A 19,686-nucleotide genomic window follows, 5' to 3' on the forward strand; every position below is an offset into this window, starting at 1 on the left:
GCACCGATGACCAGCCCCAGCGAGCGCCGCGCCTCGGCGCGCGACGCCGTCGTGTGGGAGGCGCTCCAGCCCCGCCTGACCGGTGGCCCGCTCGACGTGGTCGACATCGGCGGCGGCACCGGCGGCTTCGCCGTCCGGGTCGCGCAGCTCGGCCACCGGGTCACCGTGATCGACCCCAGCCCCGACGCGCTCGCCGCGCTCGACCGGCGTGCCCGCGAGGAGGGCGTCACGGTGACCGCCCAGCAGGGCGACCTCGCCGACCTGGCGACGCACGTCGGCGCGGAGGGCGCCGACGTGGTGCTGTGCCACGGCGTCCTCGAGCACGTCGCCGACCTGTCGACCGCGATGACGACGCTGCACGACGTGCTCCGCCCGAGCGGCGTGCTCAGCCTGCTCGTCGCCCAGCGGACCGCCGCCGTCGTCGCGCGGGCGATGGCGGGTCACTTCGCACAGGCGCTCGCGATGCTCGACGACGACGGCCCGACCGGTCGTACGGGACGGCGCTTCACCGCCGGCGAGGCCACGGTGGCGGCCGTGGGCGCGGACTTCGAGGTGCTCGCCGTGCACGGCGTCCGGGTCTTCGCCGACCTCGTTCCGGGTTCGCTGCTCGATCTCGAGGCGGGCGCCGCCAGCGCGCTGGTCGAGCTCGAGCGGGCGGTCTCGCAGCGCGCCGAGTTCCTGCCGCTCGCCTCGCAGCTGCATCTGCTCGCCGTCCGCGCCTGAGGGCGGAGACAACTGGCCAGTAGAAAAACCGTTGGTCCGCTACCGCCGCTGCCGATGGCTGCCTAGACTTGTCCTTACGCCTACCCAGGAGGAACCGGTGCCCCTGTCCGAAGAGGAGCTGCGACTGCTCGAGCAAATGGAGCGCGCCCTCTCGGCCGAGGACCCGAAGTTCGCCTCCACGCTCCGCGGTCACTCACTCAAGCGAGCCGCCCAGCGTCGCGCCGCCCTCGCTGTCGTCGGGTTCGTCGTGGGCGTCGGCCTGATGATGGCCGGCGTCATCACCGGCCTGTGGGCCCTCGGCATCGTCGGCTTCCTCGTCATGCTCGGCGCGGCGTTCGTCGGGCTGACCGCGCTGCGCGGTCGCCCGCTCACGGTGCACGCCTCCGGTCACCCCGCGGGCAGCCGCCTCTCGCACGGCTTCACCGTCCACGACGGCGGCCGTACCAACCGCGCTCCGCGCAGCCGCGGCTCCTTCATGCAGAAGATCGAGGAGCGCTGGCGCCGCCGCAAGGGCGGCTACGGCTGGTGATCGCCCCGCCGAGGGGTCACCTCTCGCGGCTCGATAGGTCATCTCTCGGGCGTTGAGGCGTCATGTGTTGCGGGTCGAGGGGTCACCTCTCGCGCCGTACAGTCGCGACGGCTGACCGCTCGGGGCACGACGACCGACCTCTCGGGCCGCGAGAAGTGACCCCTCAACCGACGCGATCGAGCTGGACGGACGACTCGGTGATCGCCGTACGCCGGACGAGCACCGAGCGGGGCCACCAGGCGGCGCGTCGCGGCGGGACCGGGGTGTCGCCCTGCTGCAGACCGACGAGCAGGTCGCGCAGCACCTGCGGGTCCAGCGGCTCGCTCGACGCGGCGTAGCGCTCATGCTCGAGCGCGTCGACGAGCGCATCGAGCGCGTCCCGGCCCGCCGCGGTGGCGACGTAGCCCGCCACCAGCGGCCGGGTGTCGCGTGGCGAGAGGCCGTCGGCCCAGGGCAGACCGAGATCGATCGCGGTGTCGCGCAGCTCGGCCCAGGCGTCCTCCGCTCGGATCCCGCTGGCCCCGTCGCCGAGCCGGGTCGCGCGCCGCCGACGGCGTACGACGCGCGGCAGGGCGAGCAGGACGCCGAGCAGGACGAGTGCGAGAACTCCGCCGATCCACCAGCCGAGGTGGTGCACCGCGGGCGTGCTGCTCGTGGTGGAGGCGTCGTCCCGCTGCAGCGCCTTCTTGGGTGTGGTCAGCGGCCGCGCCGACGAGCTGGCCGAGGCCGACGCGCTCGGACCGACCGTCGGCTTGACCGTCGCGCCGGGCACGTGGGCCCAGGACGGCACCGCGGTTCCGGCGGCGGCCGGCGTCGGCTCGAACCGCACCCAACCGGCCCCGGAGAAGTAGAGCTCGGGCCAGGCGTGCATGTCGTGGCTGGAGAAGACGTAGCTGCCGTCCGCCTCCTTCTCGGGGTTGAGGAAGCCGACAGCGACACGGGACGGGATGCCGAGCGTACGGGCCATCGCGGCCATCGCCGAGGAGAACTGCTGGCAGTAGCCGCGTCGCCCGTTGGGGCCGTTGTTGAGGAACGTCGAGAGGTCGGCGCCGCTCGAGCCGAGCGTGACGTTGGTGTCGTAGGTGAAGCCTCCGCCGCTGCGGAACCAGTTCTGCAGGGCGACCGCCTTCGCGAGCGGCGTGTTCGCACCGCTGGTGACCTGGCGGGCGAGCTGTCCGACGATCGGCGGCAGGTCGGACGGCACGAACATGTAGTTCGAGGAGACCTGTCCGGCACCGGCAGACATCACCGAGAGGTCCGTCGCGGTGAGGTCGGGCTCCAGGCGGGTCGCGCTGTAGCTCATCCCGGCCGTGGTCAGGCCCTTGCTGGCGGCGATGAAGTCGTCGGTCGCGCTGTCGTAGCGCCAGTCGCCGTCGGCCTCGATGTCCGTGATCGGCGCCGGCGTGGGCAGCCAGCGCGAGGCGAACTGGCTGCTGACCGAGATCTGGTAGGGATACGTGTCACCCGAGGCCCCGGAGAAGTAGCCGGCGATCGGCACCGGCCCGTGCGAGTCGTGCTCCTCCGGGATGCTGCGATCACCCGCCGACCACTGGGTCGAGCTGAACCGGGTCAGCACCGCGATCCGCAGGTAGCTCGGCGACGGGTCGTCGGTACGCACCGTCACCAGCGGGATGTCGTCGCCCTGCACGAGGTTCTGCCGGACGTCGATCATCGGGTTGGTGACGGTCACCTTGCCGTTGCCGCCACCGCCGCCGCTCCAGCCGCTGAAGTCCGCGCGGGTGGAGGGCAGGGCGAGCGGCACGACCAGCGCCACCGCGATGGCGGCCGCACCGATCGCCGCGGTCCCGGCCCAGGCCCGCGCCTGAGGGTTGCTGCCGTCGGGCTTCCCGCGGAGTCGCTCGTCATCGTCGACGATCCGGCCCCAGCGGCTCAGCCGGTCGTCCTCCGCGAGGACCACCTGTGCCAGCCAGCCGAGCGCGACCAGGACGAAGAGCCAGGGGTCGATGCCGCGGCGGGCGGCGCCGGTGACGCCGGCGTCGCTGCCGACGACGCTGATCGGCACCGCGACCACGGCGAGCAGGACCAGGCCTCCGATAGCCGGCAGCCGGAGCGTCCGCGCGAGCAGGTCGGCCAGGACGAGCGCCACTGCCGCACCGCAGAGGACCAGCGGCAGCACGCCGTTGAGCACGGGCACCGGCGGGGCATCGTGGGCGATGGCGTTCCCGGCCGCGACGAAGGCGTCCTCGAGTCGCATCCGCGGCACGTAGCGCACGGGGACCGGGTGGTGCGCGATCCGGATCGAGACAACCGCCCACGCGGCCGCGAGCTGAGCGAGCAGGGTCAGCACGCGCAAGCCCGGCCAGGTCGACGGCACCGCGAGCCGGCTGGCGATGCCGATGACCGAGACGACGACGGCGGTGAGCACGATCGTCGGCATGGCGTGGCCCATGCCGTCCGTGACCCTGCTCCACGACCAGACCGCCAGCAGCACGGTCGCCGTGGTCAGGGCGGTGAGCAGCAGCTCGCGGGCGGCGCGCACCATCAGCGCACCTCCGAGACGGACGTGCGGGCGTGCGACGCGGGCAGGCCGGCGGCCAGTTGGTGCCACGCGGCCTCCAGGCGATCGCCGGCGCGCAGCCTGCTGACGCGCCAGCCCTGTCCGCCCAGCAGTGAGGCGCCGTCGACGGGTGCGGTGATCTGACCGGGCCCGGCCACGCCCCAGGAATCGGGGTCGAGCAGGAGCGCGAGCGCGGCGGGGGACTGCTGACGCAGTCGGCGCAGGGCCGGTGCCTCCGTGCCGTCCAGGCCGCCGAGCACGGCGATGAGCAGCCCGCCGGCTCCGGGCCCGTCGAGCCAGTCGCTCTCGATCTCCGCGGTGGGCACGGTCTGCACCAGGGCGAGCGCCTCGAGGAGGGTCGCCTTGGTGGCCGGCTCGAGCGAGGAGCGCTGCCACGCGGTCAGGTCCCTGCTGTCGGTGGTGACCAGCCGGACCCCGTAGCCGCGCTCGGAGAGGTGCAGGGCGATGGAGGCGGCGGCGCTGACCGCCGTCTCGAAGGATGCCGAGGAGCCGCCGCCGCGATGCGCGGCGTGACGGTTGTCGAGCACGACGGTCGCCCGGGCCTGCCAGTGCTGCTCCTCGCGGCGCACCATCAGCTCGCCGACGCGGGCCGAGCTGCGCCAGTGCACCCGGCGCAGGTCGTCACCGCGGCGGTACTCACGCACCGTGACGTCCTCGGCGCTGGCGCCTGCGAAGGCGCGCGGGCGGTTGTCGCCGGCACCGCTGCGCGACGTGGTGAGCGCGATCGGGTCGAGTGGCACGGTCCGCGGGGTGACGATGAGAGGAGCGGTCGAGGAGAACGTACGACCGACCCGGACGAGCCCGAACGGGTCGCCGAGGTGGGCGGTCATCGGGCCGAGCTCGAAGCGGCCGCGCAGCTCGGCGCGGACCTGGTACTCGAGCTCGCGGCCGCGACCGAGACGCCGGACGACGAACCGCGGCTGGGCCCCGAGCGCGAACGGCACCGACTCCTCGAGCAGCAGGGGAGCGGTCGGCAGTCCGCCCTCGTTGCTGACGGTGATCCGCACCCGGGCCGGCTGACCGGCGGCGACCACGGCCGGGGCCACCACGCGCTGCAGGCCCAGCCGGTAGCGGCTGCGCGCGACCACCATCACGACCAGCACGGGCAGCGCCGCCAGCAGGATCCCGATCCGGATGAGCCCGGGCTGGCCCAGCACGATGGCGCAGACCGTCGCGGTGATGCCCGCAGCCAGGAACGCCCGGCCGCGGACGGTGAGACCTCGCAGGGCGTCGCGCATCGCGTCAGGCCGACGGCACGGGTACGGCGGAGACCAGGCTGCGCAGCACATCGGCCACGTGGCGTCCGGCCAGGGCAGCCTCGGCGCTGGGCAGCAGGCGGTGCGCGAGCACCGGGAGGGCGAGGGCGGTGATGTCGTCGGGCAGGACGAACTCCCGTCCCTGGAGCGCCGCCGAGGCCTTGGCGGCGCGGATCAGGTGGAGGGTCGCGCGTGGAGACGCACCGAGGGAGAGCTCGCCGCTGGCGCGGGTGGCGGCGACGATGCCGACGGCATACCGCTGGATCGGCTCGGCCACGTGGACCTGGCCGACGATGCCGATCAGCTTGCGGATCTCCGCGGCGTCGGTGACCGGCTCGAGGTCGTCGAGCGGGTTGGCGCCGGCGTGGTTGGCGATCATCGCCATCTCCGCGGCCGCCGGCGGATAGCCGATCGAGACCCGCGCCATGAAGCGGTCCCGCTGGGCCTCGGGGAGGACGTAGGTGCCCTCCATCTCGATCGGGTTCTGCGTCGCGATGACGAGGAACGGGGACTCGAGCTGGTAGGTCGTCGTGTCGACGGTGACCTGACGCTCCTCCATGCACTCGAGCAGCGCCGACTGGGTCTTGGGCGAGGCGCGGTTGATCTCGTCGCCGACCACGATGTTGGCGAAGACGCCGCCGGGGCGGAACTCGAACTCGCGGGTGTTCTGGTTGAAGACCGACACCCCGGTCACGTCCGAGGGCAACAGGTCCGGCGTGAACTGGATGCGCCGCACCGTGCAGTCGATCGAGCGGGCCAGCGCCTTGGCGAGCTGGGTCTTGCCCACACCGGGCACGTCCTCGATCAGCAGGTGGCCCTCCGCGAGGAGCACCACGAGGGTCGAGTGGACGACGTCGGACTTGCCCTCGATGACGCGCTCCACGTTGCTGCGGATGCGGTCGGCCACCCGGGCCACGGTGTCGAGATCGGCGCTGCTCGTGCTCACGCCCATAACCGTACGGCGTGGTGGGTCGAGGTGTCTGTCACTCCTCATCAGATGGCGCCACCGGGGTGCCACCGGGGCGCCGTGGGGCGCTGCCGGGGAGGCCGCCAGAGCGCCGTCGAGGGGAGGGCGGGGGAGGCGGTGGAGCGCAGTGGGGCGAAACGCCACCACAGTGGTTGACGGTGGAGGGAAGTGGAGTAGTGTGGGGCAAAGTGGAGGAAGAGGCCACGGAAGTGGAGGGGCGCCATGTTCTTCGTGGGGACTTTCACTCCCAAGCTCGACGACAAAGGGCGGCTGATCCTCCCGGCCAAGTTCAGGGACCGTCTGGAGGCGGGTGTGGTGGTGACACGGGGTCAGGAGAAGTGCCTGGTCGTGTGGCCCGACGACGTCTTCGCCGCCGAGGCGGCCCGGGTGATGGCGCAGCCGAGGGAGATGCGGGGCACGCGTGACGTGACCCGCTCCTTCTTCTCCGGCGCCGACCAGGTGGTCCCGGACAAGCAGGGGCGGATCGCGATCCAGCCGCTGCTCCGGGCCTACGCAGGGCTCGAGAAGGACGTCGCCGTGATCGGCGTCGGCGACCGGATCGAGATCTGGGACCAGGCCAAGTGGCTGGCCTACGACGAGGAGACGGCGGAGAAGTTCTCCGACCTCGACGCGGCGCCCCAGCCCTGACGAGCGCAGGTCCCGAGCCAAGAACAGAACAGCGGATCCGCAGGACGAGGTCTCAGTCCCGCTCTCTCCCGATGTCCCTGGGGCACTTCCCCGGTTCCAGACACGACATCACCTTCCCCGGGAGCGGGCATGAGACCTGGCTCTGCGGATCCGCACTTTCGTCGCCCGTACGGACGACGAACCGGTGAGACGCAGAGAGTGAGGTGGGGGGAAGTGGAGCAGCAGCACGTGCCGGTGATGCTCGACCGGATCGTCGACCTCCTCTCCCCGGCCCTCGCCCACGGCACCGCCGAGCGGCCCGCCGTCCTGGTGGACGGCACCACCGGCCACGGCGGCCACACCGAAGGCGTCCTCGACCGGATCCCGGGCGTCCGGGTCATCGGCATCGACCGCGACACCTCCGCCCTCGCCCTGGCCGGTGCCCGGCTCGAGCGCTTCGGTGATCGGTGGACCGGCGTGCATGCCACGTACGACGAGGTGGAGGACGTCGTCGCCGACCGGGGCCTGCCCCACGTCGACGCCGTGCTGCTCGACCTCGGCGTCTCCTCGATGCAGCTCGACCAGCGCGAGCGCGGCTTCGCCTACTCCGAGGACGCGCCGCTCGACATGCGGATGGACGCCAGCCGCGGGATCACCGCCGCGGACGTCCTCAACACCTACTCCGCCGGTGAGCTCACCCGGGTCCTGCGCGAGTACGGCGAGGAGAAGTTCGCCTCGAAGATCGCCCGCGCGATCGTGCGCCGGCGCGAGACCGAGCCGTGGACCACCAGCGGTGCGCTGGTGGAGCTGCTCTACGCCGAGATCCCGGCGCCCGCGCGCCGCACCGGAGGACACCCGGGCAAGCGCACCTTCCAGGCGCTGCGGATGGAGGTCAACGACGAGCTCGGTGGCCTCAAGAGGGCGCTGCCGGCCTCGCTCAACGTGATCGGCGTCGGCGGCCGGGTGGTCGTCGAGTCCTACCACTCGCTCGAGGACCGGCTGGTCAAGCAGGCCTTCACGGCCGTCACCAAGCTCGACGTCCCGCCGGACATGCCGTTCATCCCGGAGGGGATGGAGCCCGACTTCAAGCTCGTCACCCGCGGCGCCGAGCAGGCCTCGCCCGTCGAGATCGAGCAGAACCCGCGCGCAGCGTCCGTACGCCTGCGCGCCATCGAACGCGTCACCAGCACCAGGTCAACGTCCACGGGGGGACACAAGTGAACGAGCGCAGCGAGCGAACCAATCAACACAGCACCCTGGGTGCCTCGTCGGCGTGCGGAGCACTGCGCCCGTCGACGCGCGGAGCACGTCGATGAGCAGCACAGCAGCGGCAGCCGTGCGTTCCGTACGCCGGATCGCCGCCTGGGCGGATCCGGCGGCGCTCCAGCGCGCCCGCCTCACCGTGGTGCCGCGCACCCGTCGGCCCGCGCCACGGCTGCCGTTCATCGCGCTGATCACCACGATCCTGCTCGGGGGCGTGATCGGTCTGCTCATGTTCAACACCTCGATGCAGCAGGCGGCGTTCGTGGAGAACAGGCTGCAGGTCCAGGCCGACAACCTCGCGGCCCGACAGCAGGGCCTCGAGTCCGACCTCCAGCGGCTCGACGACCCGCAGGTGATCGCGGCGAAGGCCCAGGCCCACGGCATGGTGCTGCCCGGCAGCCCGGCCGTGCTCAACATCGGCACCGGCAAGATCGCCGGCACCCCGGCCCCCGCGACGGCGCAGAACAACCTGCAGCTGTGGGCGAGCCACCCGAAGCCGACAGCGAACTGACGCCGGCCCGACACGCGCCGATGTTCCCCGCCTGGGCGGTCCGGCACGGTAGACAAGACACCACCAGCACCACCCGCAACAGATGAGAGACCAGTGCGCCCGAACGAGCAGAGCCGCGGCTCGCGCCGAGGATCCCCGCACCTCCGCCTGAAGATCGGCTTCCTGCTGATGGCGATCGTGCTCTCCTTCTTCGCGGCCCGCCTCATCCAGCTGCAGGGCTTCGACCCGCACTCCTACGCGCAGGCGGCGGAGAAGGAGAACCTGGTGACCCAGGTGCTCCCGGCCGAGCGCGGTCGCATCCTGGATCGCAACGGCGTGCCGCTCGCGGACTCCGCCGACGGCCTGATGATCACGGCCGCGCCCTCGATCACCGCGGCGACCGCCCCCAAGCTCGCGACGCTGCTCTCCAACAAGCTCAACCTCGACTACAGCACCGTGCTCGCGGCGCTGAGCGGGAAGAGCCGCGGTAGCACGCCGCTGTTCGCCTATGTCGCCCGGAAGGTCCCCGCGGCCCAGGCCACCGAGGCGGTCGACGAGGCCGAGGCACAGGGCTTCAAGGGGCTCTACACCGCCGACGACCCGATCCGGGAGTACCCCTCCGGCGATGTCGCGGCCAACATCGTCGGCTTCCTTGGCACCGACGGACCGCTGGCCGGTCTCGAGCAGTCCCTCAACGCCGAGCTCGCAGGCAAGGACGGCAAGGCGACGTACGAGGTCGCCAGCCAGGGCACCCGCATCCCGCTGGGCGACTCCACCACCGTGGAGCCGGTCAACGGCACCGACATCCGCACGACCATCGACCGCGAGCTGCAGTACTACGCCCAGCGCGTCCTGCGTCAGACCGACGAGCAGTGGAACGCCCGCAACGGGATGGCGATCGTCACCGACGTGAAGACCGGCGAGGTCCTCGCGATCGCCGACGACCCGACCTTCGACGCCTCCGACCCGGGCGCCTCGCCCAAGCCCGACCGCGGCGCTCGCTCGTTGAGCGAGGTCTACGAGCCGGGCTCGGTGGAGAAGATCCTCACCCTCTCCTCGCTCATCGACGCCGGCAAGGTCACCGACCGCACCCAGCTGGTCGTGCCCGGTGAGTACAAGAGCGGCGATCACGACATCCACGACTGGTTCAGCCACGGCACGCTGCACCTCACCCTCGCCGGCGTGATCGCGCAGTCCTCCAACATCGGCACTGTGCTGGCCTCCAACAAGTTCGGCCAGGGCCAGCTGCGCCAGTACCTCCAGAAGTTCGGCCTCGGGCAGCGCACCAACGTCGGCATCACCGGCGAGTCCGCCGGGCTGCTGCCGTCGATGAGCACCTGGAACGCCCCCGACGAGGACCGCATCGACTTCGGTCAGTCGGTCTCGGTCAACGCGTTGCAGATGGCGGCGGCGGTCAACACCGTCGCCAACGGCGGGGTCCGGATCGACCCGAGCCTGATCCTGGGCCACGCGACCACCGACTCCGGCCAGGTCGTCGGCACCGACGAGACCACGAGCCGCCGCGTGGTCAGCAAGCGCGCTGCGACCCAGATGATGCAGATGATGGAGCGCGTCCCCGACCCGCGTACGGGTGTCGCCCCGCAGACGCAGATCCCGGGCTACCGCGTCGCCGGCAAGACCGGCACCGCCCAGCGCGCCGTCGCCGGTCGCTACGACGGCAGCCTCACCGTCTCGTACGCCGGCTTCGCGCCCGCCGACAAGCCGCGGTTCACCGTCTACGTCGTGATCAACGACCCGCGCACCGGCCACGCCGGCGGCGGCACCACGGCCGGCCCGGTGTGGCAGAAGATCATGAGCTTCGCGCTGCGTCGCTACGGCGTCGCCCCGACCGGAACCAAGGCCTCCGACCTGCCGACCATGTGGGGCAAGGGCGTCGACCCGCACGGCCGTCCCTGAGCGCGCGCCGGTTGGCCGCAGCGCCCACCCGCGGCGTTAGCCTGTGCGCACCATGAGCAACACCGACCGTGAGTGGCGCGAGCGCCAGCGCCAGATCGCCACCACCCGCCCGCAGCGCCCGCCGCGGACCCGGCTGGGTGCGCTGGCCGCCGAGGTCATCGCCGAGACCGGCGTCCCGGCGATGGCGCTGGCCGGTGATCCGGACGTCGAGATCACCGGACTCTCCCTGAGCTCGCAGCGGATCCTCGCGGGCGACCTGTACGCGGCGCTGCCCGGCAGCCGCGTGCACGGCATCGAGTACGTCGAGGACGCCGTGGAGGAGGGCGCCGTCGCGATCCTCACCGACCAGGAGGGCATCGACCGGGTCCGGCCCAACTCCGCCGTGCTCAACGGCATCCCGGTCCTGGTCGCGGCCGACCCGCGTCGCCTGCTCGGGCGTCTCGCCGCCCGCATCTACGGCGAGCCCGCCGGCGGGATGCGGATGATCGGCGTCACCGGCACCCAGGGCAAGACCACCACGACCCGGCTCATCACCGGCGGCCTCGAGGCCGCCGAGGTCAAGGCCGGGGTCATCGGCACCGTCGGCACCCGCGTGGCCGGTCGCGACATCAAGACCGGGCTCACCACCCCCGAGGCGCCCGACCTGCAGGCCCTCTTCGGCGTGATGCGCGAGTCCGGCGTCGAGGCCTGCGCGATGGAGGTCTCCAGCCACGCCCTGGTGATGGGCCGCGTCGACGGCATCGTCTACGACGTCGCGGTCTTCCTCAACCTCGGCCGCGACCACCTCGACTTCCACGCCGACGTGGAGGACTACTACCGCGCCAAGGCCTCGCTCTTCACCCCCGAGCGTGCGCGCCTCGCGATCATCTCGATTGACGACGAGCACGGCCGCCGGCTGGCGAAGGAGACGACCATCCCGGTCAGGACGTTCTCCATCCGCGGCGGCTCCCTGCTCGGACCCAAGGCCGACTGGCGCGCCCGCAACATCCACCTCGAGGCCGAGGGCTCCACCTTCACCGCCGTCGGCCAGACCGGGCGCTACGACGTACGGGTCCCGCTCGCCGGGGACTTCAACGTCAGCAACGCGCTCGCCGCGATCGCCGCCGTCGCGGAGGCGGGGCTCGACGTCGAGGCGTACGTCGCGGGGCTGGGCGCCTCCGGCGGCGTCCCCGGCCGTCTCGAGCGGATCGACGAGGGCCAGGACTTCACCGTCGTCGTCGACTACGCCCACAAGCCCGACGCCGTCGAGGCCGCCATCCGTACGCTGCGCCCCCTCACCGCCGGCCGGATCATCACCGTCCTCGGCGCCGGCGGCGACCGCGACACCGGCAAGCGCCCGATCATGGGCGAGATCGCCGGTCGCCTCTCCGACGTGCTCGTGGTGACCGATGACAACCCGCGTACCGAGGACCCGGCCCCGATCCGGGCGGCGATCCTCGCAGGCGCCCGCGACGGACGCGCCGAGCTGCGCGAGCTCGGCGACCGGCGCGAGGCGGTCATCGACGCCATCTGCGAGGCCCGTACGGGCGACATCGTGCTGATCGCCGGCAAGGGCCACGAGACCGGGCAGACCGTGGGAGAGCGCACCCACCCGTTCGACGACCGGGAGGTCGCCCGCGAGGTGCTCCGCGCCCGGCTCGCCGAGGAGGCCGCCGACGCCGGCGCCGAACAGGCCGCCGCGGACGAGAGCAGTCTCACAACCGACGAGCACTGACGGCGGGGCATCGCCCCGGACGACCGTCCGGTGGTGAAGAATGGCCTGCGGTCGTGTTCGTCGAACTGAAGGTGTGGGTGCATGAGCGAGCGGAGCGAGCTCATCGTTGAAGGCAGCGGGCCTCGTGCCTCATCCGCGCACGGAGCGAAGCGAGTACGTGGATGAGGGCCATCCTGTTGAGTGGCGTCGTCTCGCTGCTCCTCTCGCTCCTGGGCACCCGCCTGGCGATCCGTCAGTTCACCAAGTGGGGCTACGGCCAGGAGATCCGCGAGGACGGCCCGACGAGCCACCACACCAAGCGCGGCACGCCGACCATGGGCGGCGTCGCGATCGTGCTGTCGGCGGTGATCGCCTACCTGGTCGCGAAGCTCGCCGAGGGCGACACCCCGAGCCCGAGCGGCTGGCTGCTGGTCTTCCTGTTCGTGGGCTGTGGCCTGGTCGGCTTCCTCGACGACTTCATCAAGGTCTTCATGCAACGCAACCTCGGGCTGCGCAGCGGCGCGAAGATGATCGGCCAGACCCTGGTCGCCGTCGTCTTCGGCATCCTGGCGACCACCGCGTTCGCTGACGACCGTGGCGTCCACCCGGCCTCGCACTACCTCTCCACGATCCACGACTGGGGCTGGCGCCTGCCGTTGGTCCTCGTGGTCGTGCTCATCTGGCTGATCGTGACCGCCACCAGCAACGCGGTGAACCTCACCGACGGGCTCGACGGCCTGGCCGCGGGCATCTCGGTGATGGTCTTCGGCGCCTACACGCTGGTCTGCATCTGGCAGAACAACCAGCGCTGCGGGCGCCCCGACGTCGACCAGCTGCACTGCTACACGGTCCGCGATCCGCTCGACCTGGCGATCCTCGCCGCGGCGATCACCGGGGCCTGCTTCGGCTTCCTGTGGTGGAACGCCTCGCCGGCCAAGATCTTCATGGGAGACACCGGCTCGCTCGCCCTGGGCGGCGCCCTGGCGGGCTTCGCGATCATGAGCCGCACGGAGCTCCTGATGGTGGTCATCGGAGGCGTGTTCGTCCTCGAGACCGTCTCGGTGATCCTCCAGGTCAGCTTCTTCAAGCTCACCAAGGCCCGCAACGGCGGCGTCGGGAAGCGGCTCTTCCGGATGACCCCCATCCACCACCACTTCGAGATGCTCGGCTGGGAGCAGGTCAACGTGGTGATCCGGTTCTGGATCATCGCCGGCATCTGCGTCACGGCCGGCCTGGGTCTCTTCTACGGCGCCTGGGTCGTCGTCTCATGAGCAGGGACGTCAGCAGTCGGGGCCGCCATGACGCCTGGGAGGGCGTCCGTGCCGTCGTCGCCGGCTTCGGCGTCTCCGGCTTCGCCGCCGCCGACAACCTGCTCCACCTCGGCGCGAGCGTCACCGCGCTCGACGAGTCGCCGGGCGACGACGAGCGCCAGGAGAGGGCCGAGCTGCTTCGCGTCCTGGGCGCCGACGTCCGGCTCGCCGCCGGTGCGACCGCCCGGCTGCCGGAGGACGTCGACGTCCTGGTGACCTCGCCGGGCTGGAAGCCCTCCGCGCCCCTGCTCGCGCAGGCACGCGAGCGCGGGATCCCGATCTGGGGCGAGGTCGAGCTGGCCTGGCGCCTGCGCGACCCCGCCAACGCGGCCCCGTGGCTGGCGATCACCGGCACCAACGGCAAGACCACCACCGTGCAGATGCTCGACACCATCCTGCGCACGGCCGGGCTGAGGTCGGCCGCCGTGGGCAACGTAGGACTGCCGATCGTCGAGGCCGTCATGGACCCGACCCCGTACGACGTCTTCGCCGTCGAGCTCTCCAGCTTCCAGCTGCACTACACCGACTCGATGGCCGCCGAGAGCGCCGCGGTGCTGAACGTGTCCGAGGATCACCTCGACTGGTACACGGGGCCGTCCGCGATGCAGGCCTACGCCCAGGACAAGGGCCGGATCTTCGAGCGCGTCGAGCGCGCCTGCGTCTACAACGTCGCCGACGAGCTCACCCGCCGCCTGGTCGAGGAGGCCGACGTCGAGGAGGGCGCCCGCGCCATCGGCTTCACCCTCGGCATGCCGAGCGTGGGCCAGGTCGGCGTGGTCGAGGACATCCTGGTCGACCGGGCCTTCATCGCCGAGCGGCAGAACAGTGCCGCCGAGCTGTGCACCTTCGACGATCTCGGCACCGCGATCGGGCACCGGCCGGCCCCGCACGACGTCCAGAACGCGCTCGCCGCTGCCGCGCTCGCTCGCGCGCACGGCGTCAGCCAGCAGGCCGTGCGCGACGGCCTGCGGGCCTTCCGGCCCGACGGCCACCGCATCGAGACGGTCGCCGAGCACGACGCGATCACGTGGGTCGACGACTCGAAGGCGACCAACCCCCATGCCGCCCGGGCATCGCTGCAGGCCTACGAGCCGGTGGTGTGGATCGCCGGCGGTCTGGCCAAGGGTGCACGGTTCGACGAACTCGTCCCCGCGATCGCCTCGCGCCTGCGCGGTGTCGTGCTGATCGGCCGCGACCAGGGCGTCATCGCCGAGGCTCTTGCGCGACACGCGCCCGATGTTCCGGTGATCGCCCTGCCCGCCGACGAGACTGGTGCTGCAGCGATGGGGCACGCGGTCGAGGCCGCCGCCCGGCTCGCGGTCGCCGGTGACACGGTGCTGCTGGCGCCGGGCTGCGCGAGCCAAGACCAGTTCCGGGACTACAAGGCGCGGGGCGATGCGTTCGCCGCCGCGGTCAGGGCACAGATCAGGTGAGCGAAGGGGGTACGCGGTGACCACGGCCAACCCCGAAGGCAACACCGCGGCCACAGCCCCCGAACGCCTCTCCCTGCGCGCCTGGATCGGCTCCTGGGCCGGCGATCGCACCCGCACCCTGCAGGAGGCGCTGGCACGCCCGCTGACCTCCTACTACCTCCTCGTCGGTGCCGCGGTGCTGCTGCTCGTCATCGGCCTGATCATGGTGATGAGCGCGTCGAGCGTCTACGCCTACAAGTACTACGACGGCGACTCCTACGCCGTGGTGAAGAAGCAGCTGATGTGGGTGCTCCTCGGCGTTCCGGTCGCGTTCGTGGCCAGCCGGATCTCGCAGCGTTGGGTCCGCCGCCTGGTGTGGCCGGCGTTCCTCGTCTCGCTGGTCCTGCTGGCGATGACCTTCTTCATGGGCATCTCGGTCTACGGCAACAAGAACTGGCTGGCCCTCGGCCCGGTCCAGATCCAGCCCTCCGAGATCGCCAAGCTCTCCCTGGTGCTGTGGGCAGCGCACATCCTCGCGCTCAAGGAGCGCCGACTCGACAGCGTGCACCAGATGGCGATGCCGGTCGTGCCCGGCATCCTGTTCGCCACGTTCCTGGTGCTGCTCGGCCACGACCTCGGCACCTCGCTCGTCTTCGGCGCCATCCTGCTCGGCCTGCTCTGGGTGGCCGGCTTCCCGACGAAGTGGTTCACCGTGGCGGCCCTCGTCGTCGGCACGGGGGCGGTGTTCTTCGTCGGCACCAGCCCCGAGCGGATGACCCGCATCCAGAACTTCCTCAACCCGTTCAACGACTTCCAGGGCGCCGGGTGGCAGGCCGGTCACGGCCTCTACGCGCTCTCCAGCGGCGGCTGGTTCGGCCAGGGGATCGGCGCCTCGCAGCAGAAGTGGGGCGACCTCCCGGAGGCGCACACGGACTTCATCTTCGCCGTCCTCGGCGAGGAGCTCGGCCTGGTCGGCACGCTGCTGGTCGTCGCGCTCTTCCTGGTGCTGGCCTTCGCCGCGGTCCGCGTCGCCCGCCAGACCCGCGACCCGTTCGTCCGCTACGTCACCTTCGGCGTGGTGATCTGGCTGGTCGGCCAGGCGATCATCAACATCGGCATGGTGCTGGCGTTCCTGCCCGTCATCGGCATCCCGCTCCCGCTGGTCTCGTACGGAGGATCCGCGCTCCTGCCCTCACTGGCCGCGCTCGGCCTCGTCATCGGCTTCGCCCGGCGTGAGCCCGAGGCGGCGCTCGCCCTGGCGCAGCGCAAGAAGTCCCGTTCGGCCGGCCTGTCGGCCCGCTAGTTAGATTCATAGGCACCATGCGCGTACTTCTCGCCGGCGGTGGAACCGCCGGTCACACCTCGCCCCTGCTCGCGACCGCCGACGCCCTGCGCCGGATCGACCCGAGCATCGAGGCCACCTGCGTCGGCACCGCCCGGGGCCTGGAGACCACCGTCGTCCCCGCGGCGGGCTACCCGCTCGAGCTGATCCCGCCGGTCCCGCTGCCGCGCGCCCTCAACGCCGAGCTCGCCCGGGTCCCGGCCAACCTGCGTCGTGCCGTGGTCGCGGCTCGAAAGGTGATCGACCGGATCCAGCCCGATGTCGTCGTCGGGTACGGCGGCTACGTCTCGCTGCCGGTCTATCTCGCCGCACGCCGTCGCAAGGTGCCGGTCGTGGTGCACGAGCAGAACGCGCTGCCCGGCGTCGCGAACAAGATCGGCGCCCGGATCGCGACCAGCGTCGCGGTCAGCTTCCCCGACACGCCGCTCCCGCGGGCGCAGTACGTCGGCCTGCCGATCCGCCGGCTCGTCTCCACGCTCGACCGTACTTCGCTTCGCGCCGAGGCGCGCGCCTTCTTCGGCCTCGACGCCGATCGACCGACCGTCGTCGTGACGGGTGGCTCGCAGGGCGCGCGCCGTCTCAACGAGGCGATCACCGCCTCCGCTGCGGCGTTCGCGGAGGCCGGCGTGCAGGTGCTGCACGTGGTCGGCCCGAAGAACGAGCTGCCCGAGCCGCAGCCGACCGACGTCCCGTACGTCGCGCTCAACTACGTCGACCGGATGGACTACGCCCTGGCCGCCGCGGATCTCATGGTCTGCCGCGCGGGCGCCTCCAGCGTCACCGAGGCCGCCGCGGTCGGCGTCCCCGCCGTCTTCGTGCCGCTCGCCATCGGCAACGGCGAGCAGCGCCTCAACGCCGTGCCCGTCGTCGAGGCGGGCGGAGCGCTCCTGGTCGCCGACGCCGACTTCACCGCCGACTGGGTCGTGGAGCAGGTCGTGCCGCTGGTCACCGACGCCCCCCGACTGTCCGCGATGAGCGCCTCCGCGAGCGCGCTGATCCCGCGTGACGCCGACGAGAAGCTGGCCCGGATCGTGATGGAGGCCGTTCGATGAGGGTTCCGGTTCCGGAGCAGATCCTGCCCGCCGAGCAGCTCGGCCGGGTCCATTTCGTCGGCATCGGTGGCGCCGGCCTCTCCGCCATCGCGCGCCTCATGCTGGCGCGCGGCATCACGGTCAGCGGCTCCGACGGCAATGCCTCGGCCACCCTCGACAAGCTCCGCGACGCGGGCGCGACCGTCTACGTCGGCCACGCCGCCGAGCAGGTGCACGGCGCCGACACGCTGGTGGTCTCCACCGCCGTCCGCGAGGACAACCCGGAGATCGTCGAGGCCCAGCGTCTCGGCCTACGCCTGCTGCCGCGCTCGGCCGGGCTCGCCTCCGTGATGGCCGGGCGTCGCGTTCTCGCGGTCGCCGGCACCCACGGCAAGACCACCACCACCTCGCTGCTGACCGTCGCCCTCCAGGCGGCGGGCGCCGACCCGACGTACGCCGTCGGCGGCGACCTGGCCGCGACCGGCACCAACGCCGGCCAGGGTGGTGGCGACCTCTTCGTCGCCGAGGCCGACGAGTCCGACGGCGCCTTCCTCGTCTACCGCCCGCACGTCGCGGTCGTCACCAACGTCGAGGCCGACCACCTCGACCAGTGGGGCACCGAGGAGGCCTACCGCGAGGCGTTCGACCAGTTCATCGGCCGCGTCGACAAGGCGGATCCCGGCGGCGAGGGCGGCGGGTTCGTCGTCGCCTGTGTCGACGACGACGGAGCCGCCGCGCTCCGCTCGGTCGCCACCTCGCTGGGTCGTCGCTTCGTCGGCGTGGGGGAGTCGGACCTCGCCGACGTGCGCGCCGTCGACGTCGTCCTCGAGGGCACCACCTCCTCCTTCACCGTGCTCGACCGTGACGGCCTCGAGGTGCGCGAGCTCGGCCGCGTCACCCTGCGGATCCCCGGTCGGCACTACGTCGCCGACGCGCTCGCCGCGCTCACCGTCGGGCTGCGCCTCGGCTACCCGTTCGAGCTGCTCAAGGCCGGCCTGGAGAGCTTCACCGGCACCCGCCGGCGGATGGAGCTGAAGGGATCGGTGGGCCCCGGCGCCGAGGCGATCAGGGTCTACGACTCCTATGCGCACCACCCCGCCGAGATCGCCGGCGACCTGGTCGCGGCGCGCTCGGTCGCCGGCGAGGGCCGGCTGATCGTCGCCTTCCAGCCGCACCTCGTCTCGCGTACCCGCATCTTCGGCGAGCAGATGGGCGTCGAGCTCGGTGCGGCCGACGAGGTGGTCGTGCTCGATGTCTACCTCGCCCGCGAGGAGCCCGATCCCGCCGTCACCGGCCGGCTGGTCCTCGACGCGGTGCCGCACGAGCGCAAGCACTTCGCGCCCGGTCTCGACGACGCCGCCGAGGCGCTCGCACGGATCGCCCGCCCCGGCGACCTGGTCGTCACCCTCGGCGCGGGCAGCATCACCGAGGTGGGGCCGAAGGTCCTGGCCCTGCTGGAGCAGGGTGCCTAGCCTGCGCCGACGCCGTGGCGGGGCGTTGGCCGATCCCGTCGCCGGCGCTCCGGATGTCGGCGCCGAGCGCACCAAGAAGCGGTTCGCGCGCCGACAGTGGCGTCGGCGCTGGCTCGCCTGGCGCTACCTCGTCGCCGCGTTCGCGGTGGTGCTGGTCGCCGGGGTCGGCATCTGGGCGGTGTACTTCTCCTCCTGGCTCTCGGTGAAGGGCGTCGACATCAGCGGCGTCTCCGGCACGACCACCCTCACCAACGGCCAGGTCCGCCGCGCGGCCGCCGTGCCGACCGGCGGTCCGCTCCTGCGCGCCGACCTCGCCGGCGTCCGGCGCCGAGTCGCTGCTCTCGCGGCGGTGAAGTCGGTCGACGTCTCGCGCGAGTGGCCCTCCAAGATCCGGATCCAGCTCGTCGAGCGGGTCCCGATCGCGGTGATCGAGATCGGCGGGCAGCTGCACGCCCTCGACGCCGACGGGGTGGTCTTCTCCACGTACTTCAACGCGCCCAAGGGGCTGCCGAAGGTCTCCACTCCGACCGGCACCGACGCGGCGGCGCTCAAGCAGGCCGCCGACGTCGTCGCCGCGCTCCCGGCGACGCTGGCCACCAAGGTCGACCACGTCGAGGTGCAGAGCATCGATGAGATCTCGCTCGCGCTCGGCAGCGATCAGACGGTGCGGTGGGGGAGTGCGTCCGACTCCGGCATCAAGGCGAAGGTGCTGGCGGCGCTGATGAAGGCACGGCCGGACGTGAAGACGTATGACGTGTCGGTGCCGGGGCAGCCGGTGACCTCGGGATAGCTCGCCGCGCGGGCGGGCAGCGGGCGCCGCCACGCGGCCGCCCACGGCGGCGCCTCGGGCAGGCGTCGCCGCGAGCTTCGCTCGCGGCCTTCGTCCGGCGCGTCGCTTACGCAGCGCCGCTTCGGCGCCACCCCGGACGTCCGGACGACGCGAGGGCTGACTCGCCGATTCTGCGGCGTGTCTGCGGGATCTGCGGGGCAGGTCTGCCTAGTGTTCTGAACACGGCGAGGTTGACATAACTATAACCCTCACGATGAGGGTCAGAGTTGAGAATCCGCCGGCGAACTTCAGGCAAGACAGAGCACCGCTCAGCAATGCACAGCGT

The 19,686-nt window shown here is 72.0% G+C and carries 16 protein-coding genes; 13 read left to right on the forward strand and 3 right to left on the reverse strand.

The genetic code is table 11. The annotated features are described in order from the left end of the window. Positions 1–6: 6 nt before the first annotated feature. Both ACZ5L9_RS14125 and ACZ5L9_RS14130 read left to right on the forward strand, forming a co-directional pair. A complete protein-coding gene (locus tag ACZ5L9_RS14125; protein ID WP_464528808.1) occupies positions 7–723 on the forward strand; it encodes a class I SAM-dependent methyltransferase in 717 nt (238 codons plus the stop codon). Positions 724–820: 97 nt separating this feature from the next. Then, positions 821–1,252: a DUF3040 domain-containing protein gene (locus tag ACZ5L9_RS14130; RefSeq protein WP_464528809.1), complete on the forward strand. Its 432-nt coding sequence runs from the start codon at positions 821–823 to the stop codon at positions 1,250–1,252. A 163-nt stretch (positions 1,253–1,415) separates the two neighbouring features. Here the strand turns inward: ACZ5L9_RS14130 and ACZ5L9_RS14135 are convergent, their stop codons facing one another. From ACZ5L9_RS14135 to ACZ5L9_RS14145, 3 genes are read right to left on the reverse strand one after another with little or no spacing between them, the layout of a single operon-like run. Further along, positions 1,416–3,755, reverse strand: a complete 2,340-nt coding sequence (locus ACZ5L9_RS14135) for a transglutaminase TgpA family protein (RefSeq protein WP_464528810.1) — start codon at positions 3,753–3,755, stop codon at positions 1,416–1,418. Continuing rightward, complete coding sequence (locus ACZ5L9_RS14140; RefSeq protein ID WP_464528811.1) at positions 3,755–5,029, reverse strand: DUF58 domain-containing protein; 1,275 nt, start codon at positions 5,027–5,029, stop codon at positions 3,755–3,757. Before ACZ5L9_RS14140 ends, ACZ5L9_RS14135 begins: the two co-directional genes overlap by 1 nt. 4 nt (positions 5,030–5,033) lie before the next feature. After that, a complete protein-coding gene (locus tag ACZ5L9_RS14145; RefSeq protein WP_464528812.1) occupies positions 5,034–5,999 on the reverse strand; it encodes an AAA family ATPase in 966 nt (321 codons plus the stop codon). Between the two features lie 237 nt (positions 6,000–6,236). On the opposite strand from ACZ5L9_RS14145, the gene mraZ reads away from it, so the two are divergent. From mraZ to ACZ5L9_RS14200, 11 genes are all read left to right on the forward strand, one after another. After that, positions 6,237–6,662, forward strand: a complete 426-nt coding sequence (gene mraZ / locus ACZ5L9_RS14150) for a division/cell wall cluster transcriptional repressor MraZ (protein WP_464528813.1) — start codon at positions 6,237–6,239, stop codon at positions 6,660–6,662. Positions 6,663–6,875: 213 nt separating this feature from the next. Beyond that, complete coding sequence (gene rsmH, locus ACZ5L9_RS14155) at positions 6,876–7,862, forward strand: 16S rRNA (cytosine(1402)-N(4))-methyltransferase RsmH (RefSeq protein ID WP_464528814.1); 987 nt, start codon at positions 6,876–6,878, stop codon at positions 7,860–7,862. Positions 7,863–7,953: 91 nt separating this feature from the next. Then, positions 7,954–8,415, forward strand: a complete 462-nt coding sequence (ftsL, locus tag ACZ5L9_RS14160) for a cell division protein FtsL (RefSeq protein ID WP_464528815.1) — start codon at positions 7,954–7,956, stop codon at positions 8,413–8,415. Between the two features lie 93 nt (positions 8,416–8,508). Further along, positions 8,509–10,311: a peptidoglycan D,D-transpeptidase FtsI family protein gene (locus ACZ5L9_RS14165; RefSeq protein WP_464528816.1), complete on the forward strand. Its 1,803-nt coding sequence runs from the start codon at positions 8,509–8,511 to the stop codon at positions 10,309–10,311. A 52-nt stretch (positions 10,312–10,363) separates the two neighbouring features. Continuing rightward, positions 10,364–12,025: a UDP-N-acetylmuramoyl-L-alanyl-D-glutamate--2,6-diaminopimelate ligase gene (locus ACZ5L9_RS14170; RefSeq protein WP_464528817.1), complete on the forward strand. Its 1,662-nt coding sequence runs from the start codon at positions 10,364–10,366 to the stop codon at positions 12,023–12,025. Between the two features lie 161 nt (positions 12,026–12,186). After that, positions 12,187–13,275 (forward strand): phospho-N-acetylmuramoyl-pentapeptide-transferase, encoded by a 1,089-nt coding sequence (gene mraY / locus ACZ5L9_RS14175; protein ID WP_464528818.1) that lies wholly within the window; start codon positions 12,187–12,189, stop codon positions 13,273–13,275. Beyond that, positions 13,272–14,747, forward strand: coding sequence for a UDP-N-acetylmuramoyl-L-alanine--D-glutamate ligase (murD, locus tag ACZ5L9_RS14180; RefSeq protein WP_464528819.1), 1,476 nt, complete (start codon positions 13,272–13,274; stop codon positions 14,745–14,747). Before mraY ends, murD begins: the two co-directional genes overlap by 4 nt. Before the next feature lie 16 nt (positions 14,748–14,763). Then, complete coding sequence (ftsW, locus tag ACZ5L9_RS14185) at positions 14,764–16,029, forward strand: putative lipid II flippase FtsW (protein WP_464528820.1); 1,266 nt, start codon at positions 14,764–14,766, stop codon at positions 16,027–16,029. A 17-nt stretch (positions 16,030–16,046) separates the two neighbouring features. Further along, positions 16,047–17,120 carry an undecaprenyldiphospho-muramoylpentapeptide beta-N-acetylglucosaminyltransferase gene (gene murG / locus ACZ5L9_RS14190; protein WP_464528821.1) on the forward strand — a complete coding sequence of 358 codons (1,074 nt, stop codon included), beginning with the start codon at positions 16,047–16,049 and terminating at the stop codon, positions 17,118–17,120. After that, positions 17,117–18,571, forward strand: a complete 1,455-nt coding sequence (gene murC / locus ACZ5L9_RS14195) for a UDP-N-acetylmuramate--L-alanine ligase (protein ID WP_464528822.1) — start codon at positions 17,117–17,119, stop codon at positions 18,569–18,571. The genes murG and murC overlap by 4 nt, the downstream gene beginning before the upstream one ends. Continuing rightward, positions 18,564–19,361: a cell division protein FtsQ/DivIB gene (locus ACZ5L9_RS14200; RefSeq protein ID WP_464528823.1), complete on the forward strand. Its 798-nt coding sequence runs from the start codon at positions 18,564–18,566 to the stop codon at positions 19,359–19,361. The genes murC and ACZ5L9_RS14200 overlap by 8 nt, the downstream gene beginning before the upstream one ends. The last annotated feature ends 325 nt before the right edge of the window (positions 19,362–19,686 follow it).

Source organism: Nocardioides sp. JCM 18998, assembly GCF_055391535.1.

Excerpts from the sequence above, each read along its gene's own strand:
- murD (WP_464528819.1), top strand. The coding sequence starts at position 13,272 with ATGAGCAGGGACGTCAGCAGTCGGGGCCGCCATGACGCCTGGGAGGGC.
- murC (WP_464528822.1), top strand. The coding sequence starts at position 17,117 with ATGAGGGTTCCGGTTCCGGAGCAGATCCTGCCCGCCGAGCAGCTCGGC.
- mraZ (WP_464528813.1), top strand. The coding sequence starts at position 6,237 with ATGTTCTTCGTGGGGACTTTCACTCCCAAGCTCGACGACAAAGGGCGG.
- ACZ5L9_RS14135 (WP_464528810.1), bottom strand. The coding sequence starts at position 3,755 with ATGGTGCGCGCCGCCCGCGAGCTGCTGCTCACCGCCCTGACCACGGCG.
- mraY (WP_464528818.1), top strand. The coding sequence starts at position 12,187 with ATGAGGGCCATCCTGTTGAGTGGCGTCGTCTCGCTGCTCCTCTCGCTC.
- ACZ5L9_RS14140 (WP_464528811.1), bottom strand. The coding sequence starts at position 5,029 with ATGCGCGACGCCCTGCGAGGTCTCACCGTCCGCGGCCGGGCGTTCCTG.
- ACZ5L9_RS14125 (WP_464528808.1), top strand. The coding sequence starts at position 7 with ATGACCAGCCCCAGCGAGCGCCGCGCCTCGGCGCGCGACGCCGTCGTG.
- ftsL (WP_464528815.1), top strand. The coding sequence starts at position 7,954 with ATGAGCAGCACAGCAGCGGCAGCCGTGCGTTCCGTACGCCGGATCGCC.
- ACZ5L9_RS14170 (WP_464528817.1), top strand. The coding sequence starts at position 10,364 with ATGAGCAACACCGACCGTGAGTGGCGCGAGCGCCAGCGCCAGATCGCC.
- ACZ5L9_RS14145 (WP_464528812.1), bottom strand. The coding sequence starts at position 5,999 with ATGGGCGTGAGCACGAGCAGCGCCGATCTCGACACCGTGGCCCGGGTG.
- murG (WP_464528821.1), top strand. The coding sequence starts at position 16,047 with ATGCGCGTACTTCTCGCCGGCGGTGGAACCGCCGGTCACACCTCGCCC.